Genomic DNA, 15,675 nt, shown 5'->3' with positions numbered 1-15,675 from the left:
GCGACGGCCCCGCCCTCAGAGCGACCGGGCTCAGAGACGACCGCCCTCAGAGGCGACCGGACTCGGAGCGACCGGATTCAGAGCGAGCGGAGGAGCAGGGCGGGCCGCTCCACGCAGTCGGCGACGTACCGGAGGAATCCGCCGGCCGTTCCCCCGTCGCACACCCGGTGGTCGAAGGTGAAGGAGAGCTGGACCACGTGGCGTACGGCCAGTTCGCCGTCGTGCACCCAGGGTTTGGGGACGATCCGGCCGACGCCCAGCATGGCCGCCTCGGGGTGGTTGATGATCGGGGTGGAGCCGTCGACGCCGAAGACCCCGTAGTTGTTGAGCGTGAACGTGCCGCCGGTCAGCTCCGCCGGGCTCAGCCGGCCCGCACGGGCGGCCTCGGTGAGGCGGGCGATCTCCTCCTGGAGGGAGGCCGCGCCGCGCGTGTGCGCGTCCTTGACGACCGGGACGACCAGGCCGCGTTCGGTCTGGGCGGCGAACCCCAGGTGCACGGCCGGCAGCCGGACGATCTCCCGGGCCTCGGTGTCCACCGTCGCGTTGAGCTCCGGGAACTCGGCGAGCGCAGCCGTGCAGACGCGGGCCAGGAGGGCGAGCAGGGAGATCTTGGTTCGGCCGGGTCCGTCGTTCATGGCCCGGCGGGCGGCGAGCAGTTCGGTCGCGTCGGCGTCCACCCAGCAGGTGGCGTCCGGGATCTCGCGCCGGCTGCGGCTCAGCTTCTCGGCGACGGTCCCGCGCAGTCCGCGCAGGGGGACGCGCTCGCCGGCCGCGCGCTCCGGCGCGGGCGTTGGTGCGAGCGCCGGAGCGGACACTGACGCGGGCGCCGGTGCGGTGGCGCGTTCGACGTCCGCGCGCAGGATGAGCCCCTCGGGCCCGGTGCCGCGCAGACTCGTGAGATCCACTCCCCGCTCCCGGGCCAGCCGCCGGACGAGCGGCGATATGACGGCCACGGTCGCGGGCGCCGGGGCAGCGGCGCCGTCCACGATCGCGCTGTTCGCCTTCACACTGTGCACCGGCGCCGCCTCCACCGGCTCCGGCGCGCGCCGGCCCGGCGGCCGGATCCGCGCCCGGCGGGCGGCCGGCGCCTGGGTCCCGTACCCGACGAGGACGTTCCCCGACCCCTCGTCGCCCGCACCCGCGTCGCCCGCGACCTCGTCGGCCGGCTCGCCGACCGCCACCGTCAACAAGGCGGCCCCTACGGGCAGTTCCGCCCCCTCCTCCCCGAAGCGCGCCGTGACGACACCCCCGTAGGGGCACGGCACCTCGACCATCGCCTTGGCCGTCTCCACCTCCACGACCGGCTGGTCCACGGCGACGACGTCACCGACGTCCACGAGCCAGCGGATCACCTGCGCCTCGGTGAGCCCTTCCCCGAGGTCCGGCAGCGCGAACTCCTTTACGACGGCCATCAGCGCGCACCCCCCTGCGTACCCGGGACTCCACGCGCCCCCGAGGCGCTCCCCCGGGAGTCCCCGGAGTCGCTCCCCGGAGAGGTCCAGTCCGCCTCCCACTGCAACCGCGCCACCGCGTCCAGCACCCGGTCCACGCCTGGCAGATGGTGCTTCTCCAGCATCGGCGGCGGGTACGGGATGTCGAAGCCGGTCACCCGCAGCACCGGCGCCTCCAGGTGGTGGAAGCAGCGTTCGGTGATCCGGGCGGCCAGCTCCCCGCCGGGACCGCCGAACCCGGTCGCCTCGTGTACGACGACCGCCCGTCCGGTGCGCCGGACGGAGGCGCAGACGGTCTCCTCGTCGAGCGGGACCAGCGAGCGCAGGTCGACGACCTCCAGGTCCCAGCCCTCCGCGGTGGCGGCCTCGGCCGCCTCAAGGCAGACGGGCAGGGACGGCCCGTAGGTGATCAGCGTCGCCGAGGTGCCGCGCCGGCGGACGACGGCGGTGCCGATCCCTGGCACCTCCTCGGGCCGGCCCGGCTCCCAGTCGGCCTTCGACCAGTACAGCCGCTTGGGCTCCAGGAAGACGACCGGGTCGTCGGAGGCGATGGCCGCGCGCAGCAGCCCGTAGGCGTCGGCCACGGTGGCGGGCGTGACGACGTGCAGGCCGGGGGTGGCCATGTACAGCGCCTCGGACGAGTCGCTGTGGTGCTCGACGCCCCCGATGCCGCCCCCGTAGGGGACGCGGACGGTGATCGGCATGGGGAGGGCGCCGCGGGTGCGGTTGCGCATCCGGGAGACGTGGCTGATGAGCTGCTCCAGCGCCGGGTAGGCGAACGCGTCGAACTGCATCTCGACCACCGGGCGCAGCCCGTACATCGCCATGCCGACGGCCGTGCCCAGGATGCCGGCCTCGGCCAGCGGCGTGTCGGTGCAGCGGTCCTCGCCGAACTCCTTCGCCAGCCCGTCGGTGATCCGGAAGACGCCGCCCAGGGTGCCGACGTCCTCGCCGAGGACGTGCACCGCCGGGTCGTCGGCCATGGCGTCGCGCAGGGCCCGGTTGAGGGCCTGGCTCATCGTCGCGGGCTTGCGGCCCGTCGCGGCGACCGCGGTGGTCATCGGTCCGTTCCTTCCCGCCCGCCGCCGTGCGCGGAGCCGTCGGCGGCACCGGCCGCCGCGAGCTCGGCGCGCAGCAGCTCGGCCTGTTCGCGCAGGCGCGCGGTGCGCCGGGCGTAGACGTGGTCGAAGAGCTCCATCGGATCCAGGTCGGGATCCTCGTTCATGCGTTCGCGCAGGCCGGCGGCCATGCGCTCGGCCGCCTCGCGGACGGCGGCGAGGCCGTCGGCGTCCACCAGGTCGCGCCGGACCAGCTCCCGTTCCACCAGCTCGACGGGGTCGTGCGAGCGCCAGGCGGTGACCTCGGCGTCGCTGCGGTACCGCGTGGCGTCGTCGGCGTTGGTGTGGGCGTCGAGGCGGTAGGTGACGGCCTCGACGAGGGTGGGGCCGCCGCCCGCGCGGGCCCGCCGGACGGCCTCGGTGAGCACCTCCAGCACGGCCGGCGCGTCGTTGCCGTCGACCAGGCGGCCGGGCACGCCGTAGCCGACGGCCTTGTGGGCGAGGGATGGCGCGGCGGTCTGTTTGGACAGCGGTACGGAGATCGCGAAACCGTTGTTCTGCACCAGGAAGACGACGGGCGCCCGCCACACCGCGGCGAAGTTCAGCGCCTCGTGGAAGTCGCCCTCGCTGGTGCCGCCGTCGCCGACCATGGCGAGGGCCACGACGTCGTCCCCCTTGAGCCGCGCGGCGTGCGCCAGCCCCACGGCGTGCGGGAGTTGGGTGGCGAGCGGGGTGGCCAGCGGGGCCACGCGGTGCTCGTGCGGGTCGTAGCCGGTGTGCCAGTCGCCGCGCAGCAGGGTGAGGGCCTGGACGGGGTCCAGGCCGCGGGCGACGGCGGCGAGGGTGTCGCGGTAGCTGGGGAAGAGCCAGTCGCGCTCCTCCAGGGCGAGAGCCGCCGCGACCTCGCACGCCTCCTGGCCCGTCGAGGACGGGTAGACGGCCAGCCGGCCCTGCCGGGTGAGCGCGGTGGCCTGGGTGTTGTAGCGGCGCCCGCGGACCAGGTGGCCGTGGAGCAGCCGGAGCAGCTCGGGGTCCAGCGCGTCCGCGGCGGGGGTGCCCAGCAGCCGGTACGGCTCCTCGTCGGGCAGCAGCGGAGCGGGATCGGTGCGGGGCTGCCAGGCGGGGGGCGGGGTCGGCCGGTAGGCACCGGGCTGCTCCAGGACCGTCATGACGAGCACCTCCTCTGGGGGCAGGCGTGAGGCAGGCGTGACCGGAAAGCGCCCTGCGCTCTCCCTACCGATTGTTCGGTTGCCGGTGCATTTTGGCTACAGGCGGCCCGGGCCTGTGGACAAACGGTTCTCCACAGCCTGAGATATGAACAGCGCGTCCACCCAGGGGAGGCATGGCGGTATGCCGGACGAACAGATGGCCAAAACGAGCCCCAGAACGCCCGCACGACCGCTCGACGAGATCGACCGCTCGATCCTGCACATGCTCCAGACCGACGGACGGGCGTCGATACGGTCCGTGGCCGAGCGGGTGCACGTCTCCCGCGCCAACGCCTACGCGCGGATCAACCGCCTGATCGACGACGGGGTGATCCGGGGCTTCGGGGCGCGCATCGACCAGGAGCGGGCCGGGCAGGGCGCGTCCGCGTACATCACGCTGAAGATCGTGCAGAACTCCTGGCGCACCGTGCGCGAGAAGCTGCGGGTGCTGCCGGGGGCCGCGCACATCGCCCTGGTGAGCGGGGACTTCGACGTCCTGCTGCTGGTCCACACCAAGGACAACCGCGCCCTCCGCGAGCTCGTGCTCACCCGGATCCAGGCCATAGAGGAGGTGCTGAGCACCCGCACTCTGCTGGTCTTCGAGGAACAGGACCTCAAGGAGGGCGTGGACGGCTGAGACAAGGCGTGGACGGATGGGACAGGGCGCGAACGGACGAGACGTTCAGGGCGGCCGGGCGCGGGGCGCGGCGTCCGGGCCGCCGGACGCGCCCACCACAGTGCCCCGCCTCAGCACGTCCGCCTAGGCACGCTCATCTCAGTACGCCCGCCTCGGTACGTCCGCTTTTAGCACGCCCGCCTCAGTGCGCCCGCAGTCCCGCGAACGCCGTGTTGATCACCGCGTCGGCGACTTCCTCGCTGGTGGCCGCGTTGCCGCGTTGCGGCCGGTACCACTCCACCACGGAGTTGATCATTCCGAAGAGGAGCCGGGTGGCCAGCCGGACGTCCACGTCGGCCCGCAGGTCGCCGTCGGCCGCGGCCTCCTTGAGGAGGGCCGCGACCCGGTGGTCGAACTCGCGCCGGCGCTCCATCGCCCAGCGCTCTGTGTCGGTGTTGCCGCGCACGCGCAGCAGCAGCGTCACATAGGGCAGTTCGGCGATCAGCACCTCGACCGTGCGGCGGGTGACGTGTTCCAGCCGGTCCACGGCGGGCCCGGTGGTGGCGCCCGGCTCGTCCAGGACGGCGAACAGCCCGTCCAGCGCACGGCTTATGGCGCGCCGCAGCAGCTCCTCCTTGCTCCTGACGTGGTGGTAGATCGAGGACTTGGAGATTCCCGCGGCGCGCGACAGGTGCTCCATGGAGGTGCCGTCGTAGCCGCGCTCGTTGAACACCGCGACGGCGACCGCGAGCAGCGAGTCCGGCGTGTAGGTGTCGCGCTTGGACATGGTCATGATGGAAGCAGGCTCTCCTTGACGGCGGCGGCCGCTCGGCGGCGCAGCGGCTGGGACGGGGCGTAGCGACCGCCCGGGTACTCGTACTCCATGTTCGCCAGGAAGCGGTGGACCCAGGCGGCACCGAGCTCCCGGCCCCACTCCAGCGGCCCGCGCGGGTAGTTCACGCCGAGCCGCATGGCGGTGTCGACGTCCTCCGGTCCGGCGACGCCGCGGCCGGCGGCGTCCTCGGCGAGGTCGACGAGCAGGGCGACGGTCCGCGCGACGATCAGGCCGGGCGCGTCCGCCACGACGCTGACCTTCTTGCCGAGCGCTTGGAACAGGCCCACGGCGGCCCGCAGATCATCCTCTGACGTGCCGGCGGAGGCGGCGAGGGCGACACGGTCGCAGGAGCGGTAGTCCAGGGCCAGGTCGAAGCGGACGGCCGGCTCCCCGGCGTCACCCGTGGCGGAACGCCCGTCGGTGAGGGCCAGCCGGGCGCCGCCGGGCAGCGCGAAGTACCCGTCGCCGTCCGCCTCAGCCCGGGTCAGGGCTATGCCCGCGGCCTCGATCAGCTCCGGTAGAACGGCGGCGGCGGGGGGCAGGGCGCCGTGCAGGACGAGCGCCCCGGGCGCCTTCTCGGGGGCCGCGGTGTGCGGTTCCGGCCGGGCGGCGCCCTCGGCGTGGTCGTACCAGCCCCGCCCGCTCTTCCGCCCCAGCAGTCCCGCCTCCACCAGGCGCCGCTGGGCGAGGGAGGGCGTGAACTTCGGGTGATGGAAGAAGGCTTCGTACACCGAACGGGTGACGGCCTCGTTCACGTCCTGCCCGATGAGGTCGGTCAGTTCGAACGGGCCCATGGCGAAGCCGCCGCTCTCGCGCAGCGCCGCGTCGATGGTGGCGGGGTCCGCGGCCCGCTCCTCCAGGAGCCGGAACGCCTCGGCGTAGAACGGCCGGGCGAGCCGGTTGACGATGAAGCCGGGGGTGTCGGCGCAGCGTACGGGCGTCTTGCCCCAGGCGGCGGCGGTGGCGTACGCGCGGTCGGCGGCGGCGGGGTCGGTGGCGTGCCCCCGGACGACCTCGACCAGCGGCAGCAGCGGCGCCGGGTTGAAGAAGTGCAGGCCCACGAGGCGGCCGGGGCGGCGCAGCGGCCCGGCGACGGCCGTCACGGGCAGGGACGAGGTGTTGGTGGCGAGCAGGCAGTCGTCGCCGACGACCTCCTCCAGCTCGCGGAACAGCCGCTGTTTGACGTCCAGCCGCTCGACGACGGCCTCGACGACGAGCGCGGAGCCCGCGAGCCCGGCGGGCTCGGCGACGGGACGCAGCCGGGCGACGGCCGCGTCCCGGGCGTCCGCCGGCATCCGGCCCTTGGCCATGAGGCGGTCCAGCCGGGCGGCGACGGCCCGCGCGGCGTCCTCCGCGCGGCCCGGGAGGGCGTCGTACAGCCGCACGGGATGGCCCGCGACCAGGGCGACCTGGGCGATGCCCTGGCCCATGGTGCCCGCGCCCACGACGGACACGGTCTGCTCCGGCTCGATTGCGGTCATGGCAGTGATCCTCCCCGATGAGGTGGTCCCGGATTCGCCGGGCCCCCTTGTCCCGACCGATCGTTCGGTTAATGTATCTGGCGGGTACGACAACGGCACCCGGCCGTACGGATCCGGCACCACCGCTTCACCTGGTTCCACTGCTTTCCCAGCTTTCACAGCACTGATCTCCAGCGCTGTTCCCAGGTCCACCGCCACCGCATCCATGCCCGTCCGACGAGGAGTTGGTCAACCGTGACCGCCGGACTCACCATCGACCAGTTGGCCGAGAAGCACTCCGCCACGCTCGACACGGCCCTCGACGTCATCCGCACCCGCGCCTACTGGTCCCCGCACCCCGAGCACCCCAAGGCGTACGGCCCCGACCAGGACGGCGGCCTGGACGCCGCCGCGGGCCAGGCGGCCTTCGAGGCCCTCCGGGACCGGCGCTTCGAGCTCGACCAGCCCGGCACGGACGGCTGGACGGGTTCCGAGGTCTCCCCCTACGGCCCGCGGCTCGGCGTCGAGTACCCCCACGCCGACCTCTCCGTGCTGCTCCCGGCCATGCGGTCCGCCATGCGCCCCTGGCGCGACGCGGGCCCCCGCCACCGGGCGCTGGTGTGCCTGGAGATCCTCAAACGGATCAGCGCCCGGACGCACGAGATGGCGCACGCGGTCATGCACACCAGCGGCCAGGCGTTCATGATGGCGTTCCAGGCCGGCGGCCCGCACGCCCAGGACCGCGGCCTGGAGGCCGTCGCCTACGCCTACGCCGCGCAGGCCGAGGCGGAGCGGACGGCCGAGTGGGTCAAGCCGCAGGGCAAACGCGACCCGCTGAAACTGGCCAAGGAGTTCACCGCGGTGCCGCGCGGCATCGCCCTCGTCATCGGCTGCAACACCTTCCCCACCTGGAACGGTTACCCCGGCCTCTTCGCCTCGCTCGCCACCGGCAACCCCGTACTGGTCAAGCCCCACCCGCGCGCGGTCCTGCCGCTCGCGCTGACCGTGCGCGTCGCCCGCGAGGTGCTGCGCGAGGCCGGCTTCTCCCCCGACCTCGTCGCCCTGGCCGCCGAGCGGGACGGCGAGGGCATCGCCAAGTCGCTGGCCGTCCACCCGGACGTCCGGATCATCGACTACACCGGCTCCACGGCGTTCGGCGACTGGCTGGAGGCCAACGCCGGGCAGGCGCAGGTCTTCACGGAGAAGGCCGGCGTCAACACCGTGATCGTCGACTCCACCGACGACTACAAGGGGATGCTGTCCAACCTCGCCTTCTCGCTCTCCCTCTACAGCGGCCAGATGTGCACCACCCCGCAGAACCTGCTGATCCCGCGCGGCGGCATCGGCACGGACGCCGGCCACAAGACGTACGACGAGGTGGTGGCCGACCTGGCGGCGGCCGTCGGCACGCTCCTGGGCGACGACGCCCGGGCCAACGCCCTGCTCGGCGCCATCGTCAACGACCAGGTCAAGGAGCGCGTCGAGGCGGCCGGCCGGCTCGGCGAGGTGGCGCTCGCCTCCCGCACGGTGACCAACCCCGACTTCCCCGACGCGACCGTCCGCACCCCGGTGATCGTCAAACTCGACGGCGCGAAGCCGGACGCCGAGGCCGCCTACTTCTCCGAATGCTTCGGCCCGGTGTCGTTCGCGGTGGCCGTGGACTCCACGACGGAGGCGGTGGAGCTGCTGCGCCGCACGGTGCGGGAGAAGGGCGCGATGACCGTCGGCGCGTACACCACCTCGGCGGAGGCGGAGCGGCTGATCGAGGAGGCGTGCCTGGAGGAGTGCGCACAGCTCTCGCTGAACCTCACCGGTGGCGTCTACGTCAACCAGACCGCCGCGTTCTCGGACTACCACGGCTCGGGTGGCAACCCGGCGGCCAACGCGGCGCTGTGCGACGCGGCGTTCGTGGCGAGCCGGTTCCGCACGGTGGAGGTGCGGCGGCAGGCGTGACCAGGCGATGGGTTATGACCCGGCGATGGGGATGACCCGGCGGAGGCATGACCTGGGGGCGGGCATGACCTGGGGGCGGGCTAGCCGGCGGGCCGAGGCGGCCCGTCAGCCCGCCGCCTTCGGGCCGCCCCAGTGGAACAGCGTCATCCCGACGCTCGTGGCGAGGTTGTAGCTCGACACCTGCGGGCGCATCGGCAGCGAGACCAGCCGGTCCGCCCGTGCCCGCACCTCGTCCGAGATGCCGTGGCGTTCGGATCCGAAGGCGAGGACGGCTTCGTCCGGCAGGACGACGGACCTGACGTCCTCGCCCTCCGGGTCGAGCGCGAACAGCGGCCCCGGGGGCAGGCCGTCGGTCTCCACCCGCTCCACGGCCGTGGCGTAGTGCAGCCCCGCGCCCGCACGGACGGCGTTCTGGTGCCACGGGTCGAGGTCCCCGGTGGTGACGACGCCGGTCGCGCCGAAGCCGGCGGCCAGCCGGACGACCGCGCCGACGTTCCCGAGGTTGCGCGGGTTGTCGAGGAGCACGACGGGCGCGGGGCGGGGGCGGCGGGCCAGCGCGGCGAGGTTGTCCTCGCGGGCGGGCCGGGCGGCCAGCGCGGCGACCTCGGTGGTGTGCCCCCGGGGCACCAGCCCGCGCAGGGCGTCCCGGTCGACCTCCGTCAGCAGGCCCCGCAGCGCCTCGGTCACGTCGTCGGCGAGCCGGTCCGCCAGCGCCAGGACGGCGGCGGCGTCGGTGGTGAGCACGGGACCGACCCGGGCCCCGAAGCGCAGGGCGTGTTTGATGGCGTGGAATCCGTCGAGCAGCACGGCACCGGGGGCCAGCTCGCCCCACTGCCGCACGGCGATACCGGTCGCGTCCTCGGTCATGGGCTCAGCCTACGGCGCTGACCTGGGGAGTCGCGGCACGGAGGCAAGCGGGCCGGCGGGGATGGGGCCCGCTCGCCGTCGCTCAGCCGGTCTTCGAACGGGCCGGGTCCGCTTCGGCCGCCTCATCCCTCACCCGGGCTTCGGACGCCCGGTCCGCCGCCCTCCGGTTCCACTGGGCCGGGATCTCACGCCGGTTGAACCGGACGAGCGTGTTCCAGCCCCTGGTCACCGTCCGCCCCACGGCGCCACCCGCGCGCACCAGGAAGACGGTCGGCAGGAACACGGCGTCCGCGAAAACCATCACCAGGGAGAAGAAGGGCAGTCCCAAAAGGACCGCGATGCCCAGGTGCTCCGCGATCATCACCACCACCAGGGCGTTCTTCACCCGGCGGTTGATCAGCGTGAGGGGGAAGGCCGCCTGGACCGCCACCGTCCCGTAGCTGAGCAGCAGCACGACGACGCCGCTGGCGGCCAGGGCGTGCGACAGGCCCGGCCAGGGGGAGAAGTAGTCGAGGTGCAGGGGGTAGTAGAGCGCGGTGCCGTCCTGCCAGAGCGAACCCTGCACCTTGTACCAGCCGGCCGCCCCGTAGATCAGGCAGACCTCGGCGAGTATCACCAGCAGGGCGGCGTTGTGCGTCAGGTGCCCGAACGCGGCCATCACCGCGCGCGGTTCGGTGCCGCCGTACCGCCGCACGGCCCACCAGAGCCCGTGCCCGCACCACAGCGACCACAGCACCGTGGCCCAGCCGATGCCCGGGACCGGCCCGTGCGCCGCCCAGGCGAGCCGGGTGCCGGCGTCCGTCGTCGCCAGGGCCAGCGCGAGGCCGCAGAGCGTCCACAGCACGACCCCGGTGACGTCCCGGTCCCGGCCGGGATCCGGTTCCCCGTCCGGCCCGGCCGCCGCCCGGCGTCGGGCGCGCCGGGCGTCGAGCGACCACACCTGACCGCAGCGGGTGAACACCGTGTAGATCGCCATCAGGTGCAGGACGTTGTCCCCGCCGTCGCCGACGAAGACACTGCGGTTCTGCAGCGACAACAGGCCGATCATGTAGAGGACGGACATGGTCCTGGTCCGCCAGCCGAGCATCAGCAGCAGGGCCGACACCATCGCCATGAGGTAGACCAGCTCGAACCACCAGCCGCTGTCGGACCACATGAGCACCGTGAAGGAGCCGTTGTCGTCCGTCAGCCGCCGGGCGAGGTCCCAGCTCCAGGCGGCGTCCGGGCCGTACAGCTCATGGCGGTTGACCCACTCGCGGGCCAGGAAGAACAGCCAGGTGAAGGAGAACCCGATCCGGATCAGGGCGGTCTGGTACGGGCCGAGGGAGCGGCCCGTGACCCGGGCGTAGGCCGTCGAGCAGGCGGTACGTACGGAGGAGAGGCTCACCAGGACCGCACCACCTTCAGGTCTTCGGCGCTGACCTGCCACCAGGCCAGCTCACGCCGGACGGGGTCGCCGGTCTGGCCCTTGCTCCACGGCGGCGGCGCGACGTTCGAGGTCACCGAGCGGAGCTGGACGCGTTCCAGGTCGCCCGCCGCACGGTCGAGACCGATCCGGGAGACGGCGAGCCGGCGCAGGTACTCCTCGGCGAGCGGGCTCCGCTTCCCCAGCGGCCGGCCCTGTTCGTCGTGCCAGGAGAGGTAGAAGTCCCAGGCCCGGCGGAGCTGGTTCTGCCGCGCGTGGCTCGGGAGGGGGTTGTGGTGGATGGCGGCACCGTCCTGGGCGGAGAGGTCGGTCCACGGGGTGACCGTGACCTTGCCGTCCGGGGCGCGCACCTGGGCACGGACCTGGACGTGGATGTTCTGCTGGAGCGGATTGGGTGCGAAGAACTTCCAGTTCTGCTCGAACTCGGGCAGGACGTAGTCCGCGATGGTCGAGGCGTGCTGCTTGCTGACCGTGTTCGGCGGCGCCACATGCAGGAACATCATGCCGAGATGGACCGCCGTCACCAGGGCGACGGCCACGGCACCGAGCGCGATGACGCAGCGGGCGGGCCGGGACAGCCCGGCGGGGGCGGCCGGAGCCGCCCGTTCACCGGCGCCGCCCTTCCGCTCGCGTCCGTCGTCCGTGTCCATGTACGCCCCGTTTTCCGCTCGTCCGATCGCGCGCGGACGCCTTCCGCGCACCCGAACGGTACCGACCCGACCGCGACCCACACAGCGGCCATAAGACCTTGACCCGGCCGGCCGGCCCGCCGCCGGGCCTCCCCGCCCCTTCGAGCCGTCGGCCCGTAGGGAGCCGACCGCCCGTCCCGTACGGGCTCTCGCGCGACCCCCGAGACGCTTCGGCGCGGTTGTCCACAGCCGGTCACAGGCGGTTATCCACAGGCTTGACACCGCTTCCGAGCCACCTCACCATTGAACCGAACGATCGGTCGGTAGGCTGCCGAGGACTCTCCCAGGCACTGCCGGGCGCGCGTTCACGCGTTCACATCGGACGAGGGGGCAGAGGGGCATCGACATGACCACGACGGCACCAGAAACGGTGGACACGGCGGCTCTGGAGGCGGTGTTCGACGCCGCGGTGGCGGCGGACGAGCGCATCGAGCCGCGCGACTGGATGCCCGACGCCTACCGCGCCACCCTCATCCGGCAGATAGCCCAGCACGCCCACTCCGAGATCATCGGCATGCAGCCCGAGGCCAACTGGATCACCCGGGCCCCGTCACTGCGCCGCAAGGCCATCCTCATGGCCAAGGTCCAGGACGAGGCCGGCCACGGCCTCTACCTCTACAGCGCCGCCGAGACCCTGGGCGTCGGCCGCGACGAGCTGCTGGACAAGCTGCACTCCGGCCGTCAGCGGTACTCCTCGATCTTCAACTACCCCACGCTGACCTGGGCCGACGTCGGCGCCATCGGCTGGCTGGTGGACGGCGCGGCCATCACCAACCAGGTCCCCCTCTGCCGCTGCTCCTACGGGCCGTACGCGCGCGCCATGATCCGCGTCTGCAAGGAGGAGTCGTTCCACCAGCGCCAGGGCTACGAGCTGCTGCTCGCCCTCAGCCGTGGCACGGAAGCACAGCACGCCATGGCCCAGGACGCGGTGAACCGCTGGTGGTGGCCGTCGCTGATGATGTTCGGCCCGCCGGACGGCGAATCCCCGCACTCCGCCCAGTCCATGACCTGGAAGATCAAGCGCCACTCCAACGACGAGCTGCGCCGGCGCTTCGTCGACATCTGCGTCCCGCAGGCCGAGTCCCTGGGCCTCACCCTCCCCGACCCCGACCTGCGGTGGAACGAGGAGACCGGGCACTACGACTTCGGCCCGATCGACTGGGACGAGTTCAACGAGGTCCTGCGCGGCAACGGCCCCTGCAACGAGCAGCGGCTCGCCCGCCGCCGCGAGGCCCACGAGGAGGGCGCCTGGGTACGGGAGGCCGCCGCCGCGTACGCCGCCAAGCACGCCCCCGGCCCCCGCCCCGGCGGCACCCCGCACCACACCCCCGAGCGCGGGACCGCCGCGTCCGGCCCCACCAAGCACCCGGAGGCGATGGCATGACCGGCACCGACTGGCCGCTGTGGGAAGTGTTCGTCCGCAGCAGGCGCGGCCTCTCGCACACCCACGCCGGCAGTCTGCACGCCCCGGACGCGCGGATGGCCCTGCGCAACGCCCGCGACCTGTACACCCGGCGGTCCGAGGGCGTCTCGATCTGGGTCGTGCCCTCCGACGCCATCACCGCCTCCTCACCGGACGAGAAGGACCCCTTCTTCGAGCCGGCCGGCGACAAGGCGTACCGCCACCCGACGTTCTACGAGATCCCCGAGGGGGTGCGGCACCTGTGACCGCCACGACCACCCGTGCCGCCACCGGACCCGTGCCCGTCACGGCCGCCCTCGCGCTCGGCGACGACGCCCTGGTCCTCGCGCACCGGCTGGGGGAGTGGGCGGGCCGCGCCCCCGTCCTGGAGGAGGAGGTCGCGCTCGCCAACATCGCCCTCGACCTGCTCGGGCAGGCCCGCACCCTGCTCTCGCTCGTCGGCGACGAGGACGAGCTGGCCTACCTCCGCGAGGAGCGCGCCTTCCGCAACGTCCAGCTCGTCGAGCGGCCCAACGGCGACTTCGCCCACACCATCGCCCGGCAGCTCTATTTCTCCGCCTACCAGCACCTGCTCTACACCCGGCTCGCCGAGGGCGACGGGCCGTTCGCCCCGCTGGCGGCGAAGGCCGTCAAGGAGGTCGCCTACCACCTCGACCACGCCGAGCACTGGACCCTGCGACTCGGCGACGGCACGGCCGAGAGCCACGAGCGGATGCGCGGCGCGGCAGAGGCCCTGTGGCGGTACACGGGCGAGCTGTTCGAGCCCGTGGAGGGCCTCGACGGCGTCGATCCGGCCGCCCTCCGCGCGGCATGGACGGAACGCGTCGGCGACACCCTGCGACGGGCCACCCTGGAGCTCCCCACCGGTCCCACGTCGGTCTCCTGGGCCGCGGGCGGCGGGCGCCAGGGCGTCCACACCGAGCCCTTCGGCCGCATGCTCGCCGAGATGCAGCACCTGCACCGCAGCCACCCGGGGGCGTCATGGTGACCGGATCCGCGCCCCCACCCCGGGCCGCCGAGGGCCTGACGCCCCTGGAGGAGCGGCTGCGCGCGCTGGCCGGCGCCGTCCCCGACCCCGAGCTGCCCGTCATCTCCCTGGAGGAGCTAGGCGTCCTGCGCGGCCTGCGTGTCACCGCCCCCGGCCGGGTGGAGGTGGACCTCACCCCCACCTACACCGGCTGTCCCGCCGTCGAGGCCATGTCCGCTGACATAGAGCGCGTCCTGCACGCCGAAGGGGTCGCCGACGTCGAGGTCCGCACCGTGCTCTCGCCACCCTGGACCACCGACGCGATCAGCGCCGAGGGCCGGCGCAAGCTCGCCGAGCACGGCGTCGCCCCGCCCCGCCCCTCCGGCCCCGGCGGTCCCGTGCCCGTACAGCTCGCCATCCGCTGCCCGCACTGCGGCTCCACGGACACCACGCTGCTCAGCCGCTTCTCCTCCACCGCCTGCAAGGCCCTACGCCGCTGCGAGGCGTGCCGTGAACCGTTCGACCACTTCAAGGAGTTGCACTGATGGCAGCGGCCCGCCACGGCACCTTCCACCGCCTGCGGGTGGCGTCTGTCGACCCGCTCACCGACGACGCGGTCGCCGTGACCTTCACCGTCCCCGCGGAGCTCCGGGACGCCTTCCGCCACGCCCCCGGACAGCACCTGACCGTGCGGCACACCGCCCAGGGCGCCGAGATACGCCGCACCTACTCCGTCTGCGGGCAGGCCCCCGGCCCCGAGGGGCCGAGCACCCTGCGGGTGGGCGTCCGGCTGGTCGACGGCGGCGCGTTCTCCACCTACGCGTTCAAGGAGTTGCGGGCGGGGGACGAGCTGGAGGTGATGACGCCGGCGGGGCGGTTCGTCCTGGAGCCGCGCCCCGGGCACTTCGCCGCGGTCGTCGGGGGCAGCGGGATCACTCCCGTCCTGTCCATCGCCACGACCCTGCTCGCCCGTGAGCCGGCGGCCCGCTTCACGCTCCTGCGCAGCGACCGCACCACGGCCTCCACGATGTTCCTGGAGGAGGTCGCCGACCTCAAGGACCGCTACCCCGGCCGGCTCCAGGTCGTCCAGACCCTCTCCCGGGAGGAGCAGCAGGCCGGCCCGGCCTCCGGGCGGCTCGACGAGCGGCGGCTGACCGGCCTGCTGCCCGCGCTGCTCCCCGTCGGCGCCGTGGACGGCTGGTTCCTGTGCGGCCCGCACGGGCTGGTCCTGTCCGCCGAGCGCGCCCTGCACGGCCTGGGAGTGCCCCGGGACCGCGTCCACCAGGAGATCTTCCACGTCGAGGACGGCCCGGCCGCTCCGGCCCCGCCCCGGTCCGCCGCCGCGCCCACCCGCGGCACGGTCACGGCCACACTGGACGGCCGCGGCGGCCGCTGGCCCGTCCACGAGGGCGAGTCCCTGCTGGAGGCCGTCCTGCGCAACCGCCCCGACGCGCCCTACGCCTGCAAGGGCGGCGTCTGCGGCACCTGCCGGGCGTTCCTGGTCTCCGGCGAGGTGCGCATGGACCGGAACTTCGCCCTGGAGGACGACGAGCTGGCGGCGGGATACGTCCTGGCCTGCCAGTCGCGGCCGGCGACGGAGGAGGTGGAGCTGGACTTCGACCGCTGAGCCGGCCGGCAAACGGCGCGCGACGCCTCCGGAAGACGCCTCCGCCCGGCCTGACCACGCGGAAGGTACTCGCAGCCGGCGGGTGCGCCCCCGCC

At 73.6% G+C, this 15,675-nt stretch carries 15 protein-coding genes; 7 read left to right on the top strand and 8 right to left on the bottom strand.

What is annotated here, in order from left to right; translation table 11 throughout:
- Positions 1-77: 77 nt before the first annotated feature.
- From K7I03_RS16540 to K7I03_RS16530, 3 genes are read right to left on the bottom strand one after another with little or no spacing between them, the layout of a single operon-like run.
- Positions 78-1,412 carry a dihydrolipoamide acetyltransferase family protein gene (locus K7I03_RS16540; RefSeq protein WP_185940316.1) on the bottom strand — a complete coding sequence of 445 codons (1,335 nt, stop codon included), beginning with the start codon at positions 1,410-1,412 and terminating at the stop codon, positions 78-80.
- Positions 1,412-2,512 (bottom strand): alpha-ketoacid dehydrogenase subunit beta, encoded by a 1,101-nt coding sequence (locus tag K7I03_RS16535; RefSeq protein ID WP_185940317.1) that lies wholly within the window; start codon positions 2,510-2,512, stop codon positions 1,412-1,414. Before K7I03_RS16535 ends, K7I03_RS16540 begins: the two co-directional genes overlap by 1 nt.
- The gene (locus K7I03_RS16530; protein WP_185940318.1) at positions 2,509-3,678 is read right to left on the bottom strand and encodes a thiamine pyrophosphate-dependent dehydrogenase E1 component subunit alpha; all 1,170 of its coding nucleotides are present in this window, start codon (positions 3,676-3,678) and stop codon (positions 2,509-2,511) included. Before K7I03_RS16530 ends, K7I03_RS16535 begins: the two co-directional genes overlap by 4 nt.
- A 181-nt stretch (positions 3,679-3,859) precedes the next feature.
- On the opposite strand from K7I03_RS16530, the gene K7I03_RS16525 reads away from it, so the two are divergent.
- Entirely contained in the window at positions 3,860-4,354 is a 495-nt protein-coding gene (locus K7I03_RS16525) for an Lrp/AsnC family transcriptional regulator (RefSeq protein WP_004939966.1), read from the top strand.
- 181 nt (positions 4,355-4,535) lie between these two features.
- On the opposite strand, the gene K7I03_RS16520 is transcribed toward K7I03_RS16525, so the two are convergent.
- Together K7I03_RS16520 and K7I03_RS16515 are read right to left on the bottom strand one after the other, a co-directional pair.
- On the bottom strand, positions 4,536-5,126 hold the full coding sequence (locus K7I03_RS16520) for a TetR/AcrR family transcriptional regulator (protein ID WP_185940319.1): 591 nt from the start codon (positions 5,124-5,126) through the stop codon (positions 4,536-4,538).
- Positions 5,123-6,649, bottom strand: a complete 1,527-nt coding sequence (locus tag K7I03_RS16515; protein WP_185940320.1) for a 3-hydroxyacyl-CoA dehydrogenase — start codon at positions 6,647-6,649, stop codon at positions 5,123-5,125. The genes K7I03_RS16520 and K7I03_RS16515 overlap by 4 nt, the downstream gene beginning before the upstream one ends.
- Positions 6,650-6,883: 234 nt before the next feature.
- Between K7I03_RS16515 and paaN the strand changes: the two genes are divergently transcribed.
- Positions 6,884-8,581, top strand: a complete 1,698-nt coding sequence (gene paaN / locus K7I03_RS16510; RefSeq protein WP_185940321.1) for a phenylacetic acid degradation protein PaaN — start codon at positions 6,884-6,886, stop codon at positions 8,579-8,581.
- A gap of 105 nt (positions 8,582-8,686) precedes the next feature.
- On the opposite strand, the gene K7I03_RS16505 is transcribed toward paaN, so the two are convergent.
- From K7I03_RS16505 to K7I03_RS16495, 3 genes are all read right to left on the bottom strand, one after another.
- On the bottom strand, positions 8,687-9,448 hold the full coding sequence (locus K7I03_RS16505) for a TrmH family RNA methyltransferase (protein WP_185940322.1): 762 nt from the start codon (positions 9,446-9,448) through the stop codon (positions 8,687-8,689).
- Positions 9,449-9,530: 82 nt separating this feature from the next.
- Entirely contained in the window at positions 9,531-10,835 is a 1,305-nt protein-coding gene (locus tag K7I03_RS16500) for an HTTM domain-containing protein (protein ID WP_185940323.1), read from the bottom strand.
- Entirely contained in the window at positions 10,832-11,524 is a 693-nt protein-coding gene (locus tag K7I03_RS16495) for a DUF5819 family protein (RefSeq protein WP_185940324.1), read from the bottom strand. Before K7I03_RS16495 ends, K7I03_RS16500 begins: the two co-directional genes overlap by 4 nt.
- A gap of 385 nt (positions 11,525-11,909) precedes the next feature.
- Here K7I03_RS16495 and paaA point away from each other — a divergent pair, with 385 nt between their 5' ends.
- The 5 genes from paaA to K7I03_RS16470 are packed head-to-tail and all read left to right on the top strand — an operon-like array spanning position 11,910 to position 15,580.
- On the top strand, positions 11,910-12,947 hold the full coding sequence (paaA, locus tag K7I03_RS16490; RefSeq protein ID WP_185940325.1) for a 1,2-phenylacetyl-CoA epoxidase subunit PaaA: 1,038 nt from the start codon (positions 11,910-11,912) through the stop codon (positions 12,945-12,947).
- A complete protein-coding gene (paaB, locus tag K7I03_RS16485) occupies positions 12,944-13,231 on the top strand; it encodes a 1,2-phenylacetyl-CoA epoxidase subunit PaaB (protein WP_004939950.1) in 288 nt (95 codons plus the stop codon). The genes paaA and paaB overlap by 4 nt, the downstream gene beginning before the upstream one ends.
- Positions 13,228-13,974: a 1,2-phenylacetyl-CoA epoxidase subunit PaaC gene (paaC, locus tag K7I03_RS16480; RefSeq protein WP_185940326.1), complete on the top strand. Its 747-nt coding sequence runs from the start codon at positions 13,228-13,230 to the stop codon at positions 13,972-13,974. Before paaB ends, paaC begins: the two co-directional genes overlap by 4 nt.
- Positions 13,968-14,498: a 1,2-phenylacetyl-CoA epoxidase subunit PaaD gene (gene paaD / locus K7I03_RS16475; protein WP_185940327.1), complete on the top strand. Its 531-nt coding sequence runs from the start codon at positions 13,968-13,970 to the stop codon at positions 14,496-14,498. Before paaC ends, paaD begins: the two co-directional genes overlap by 7 nt.
- Complete coding sequence (locus K7I03_RS16470) at positions 14,498-15,580, top strand: 2Fe-2S iron-sulfur cluster-binding protein (RefSeq protein ID WP_185940328.1); 1,083 nt, start codon at positions 14,498-14,500, stop codon at positions 15,578-15,580. Before paaD ends, K7I03_RS16470 begins: the two co-directional genes overlap by 1 nt.
- The last annotated feature ends 95 nt before the right edge of the window (positions 15,581-15,675 follow it).

The organism is Streptomyces mobaraensis, from assembly GCF_020099395.1.
Classification (GTDB): Bacteria; Actinomycetota; Actinomycetes; order Streptomycetales; family Streptomycetaceae; genus Streptomyces.
The sequence above is the reverse complement of the archived record's forward strand: the minus strand, read 5'-3'. Positions and strand labels throughout refer to the sequence as shown.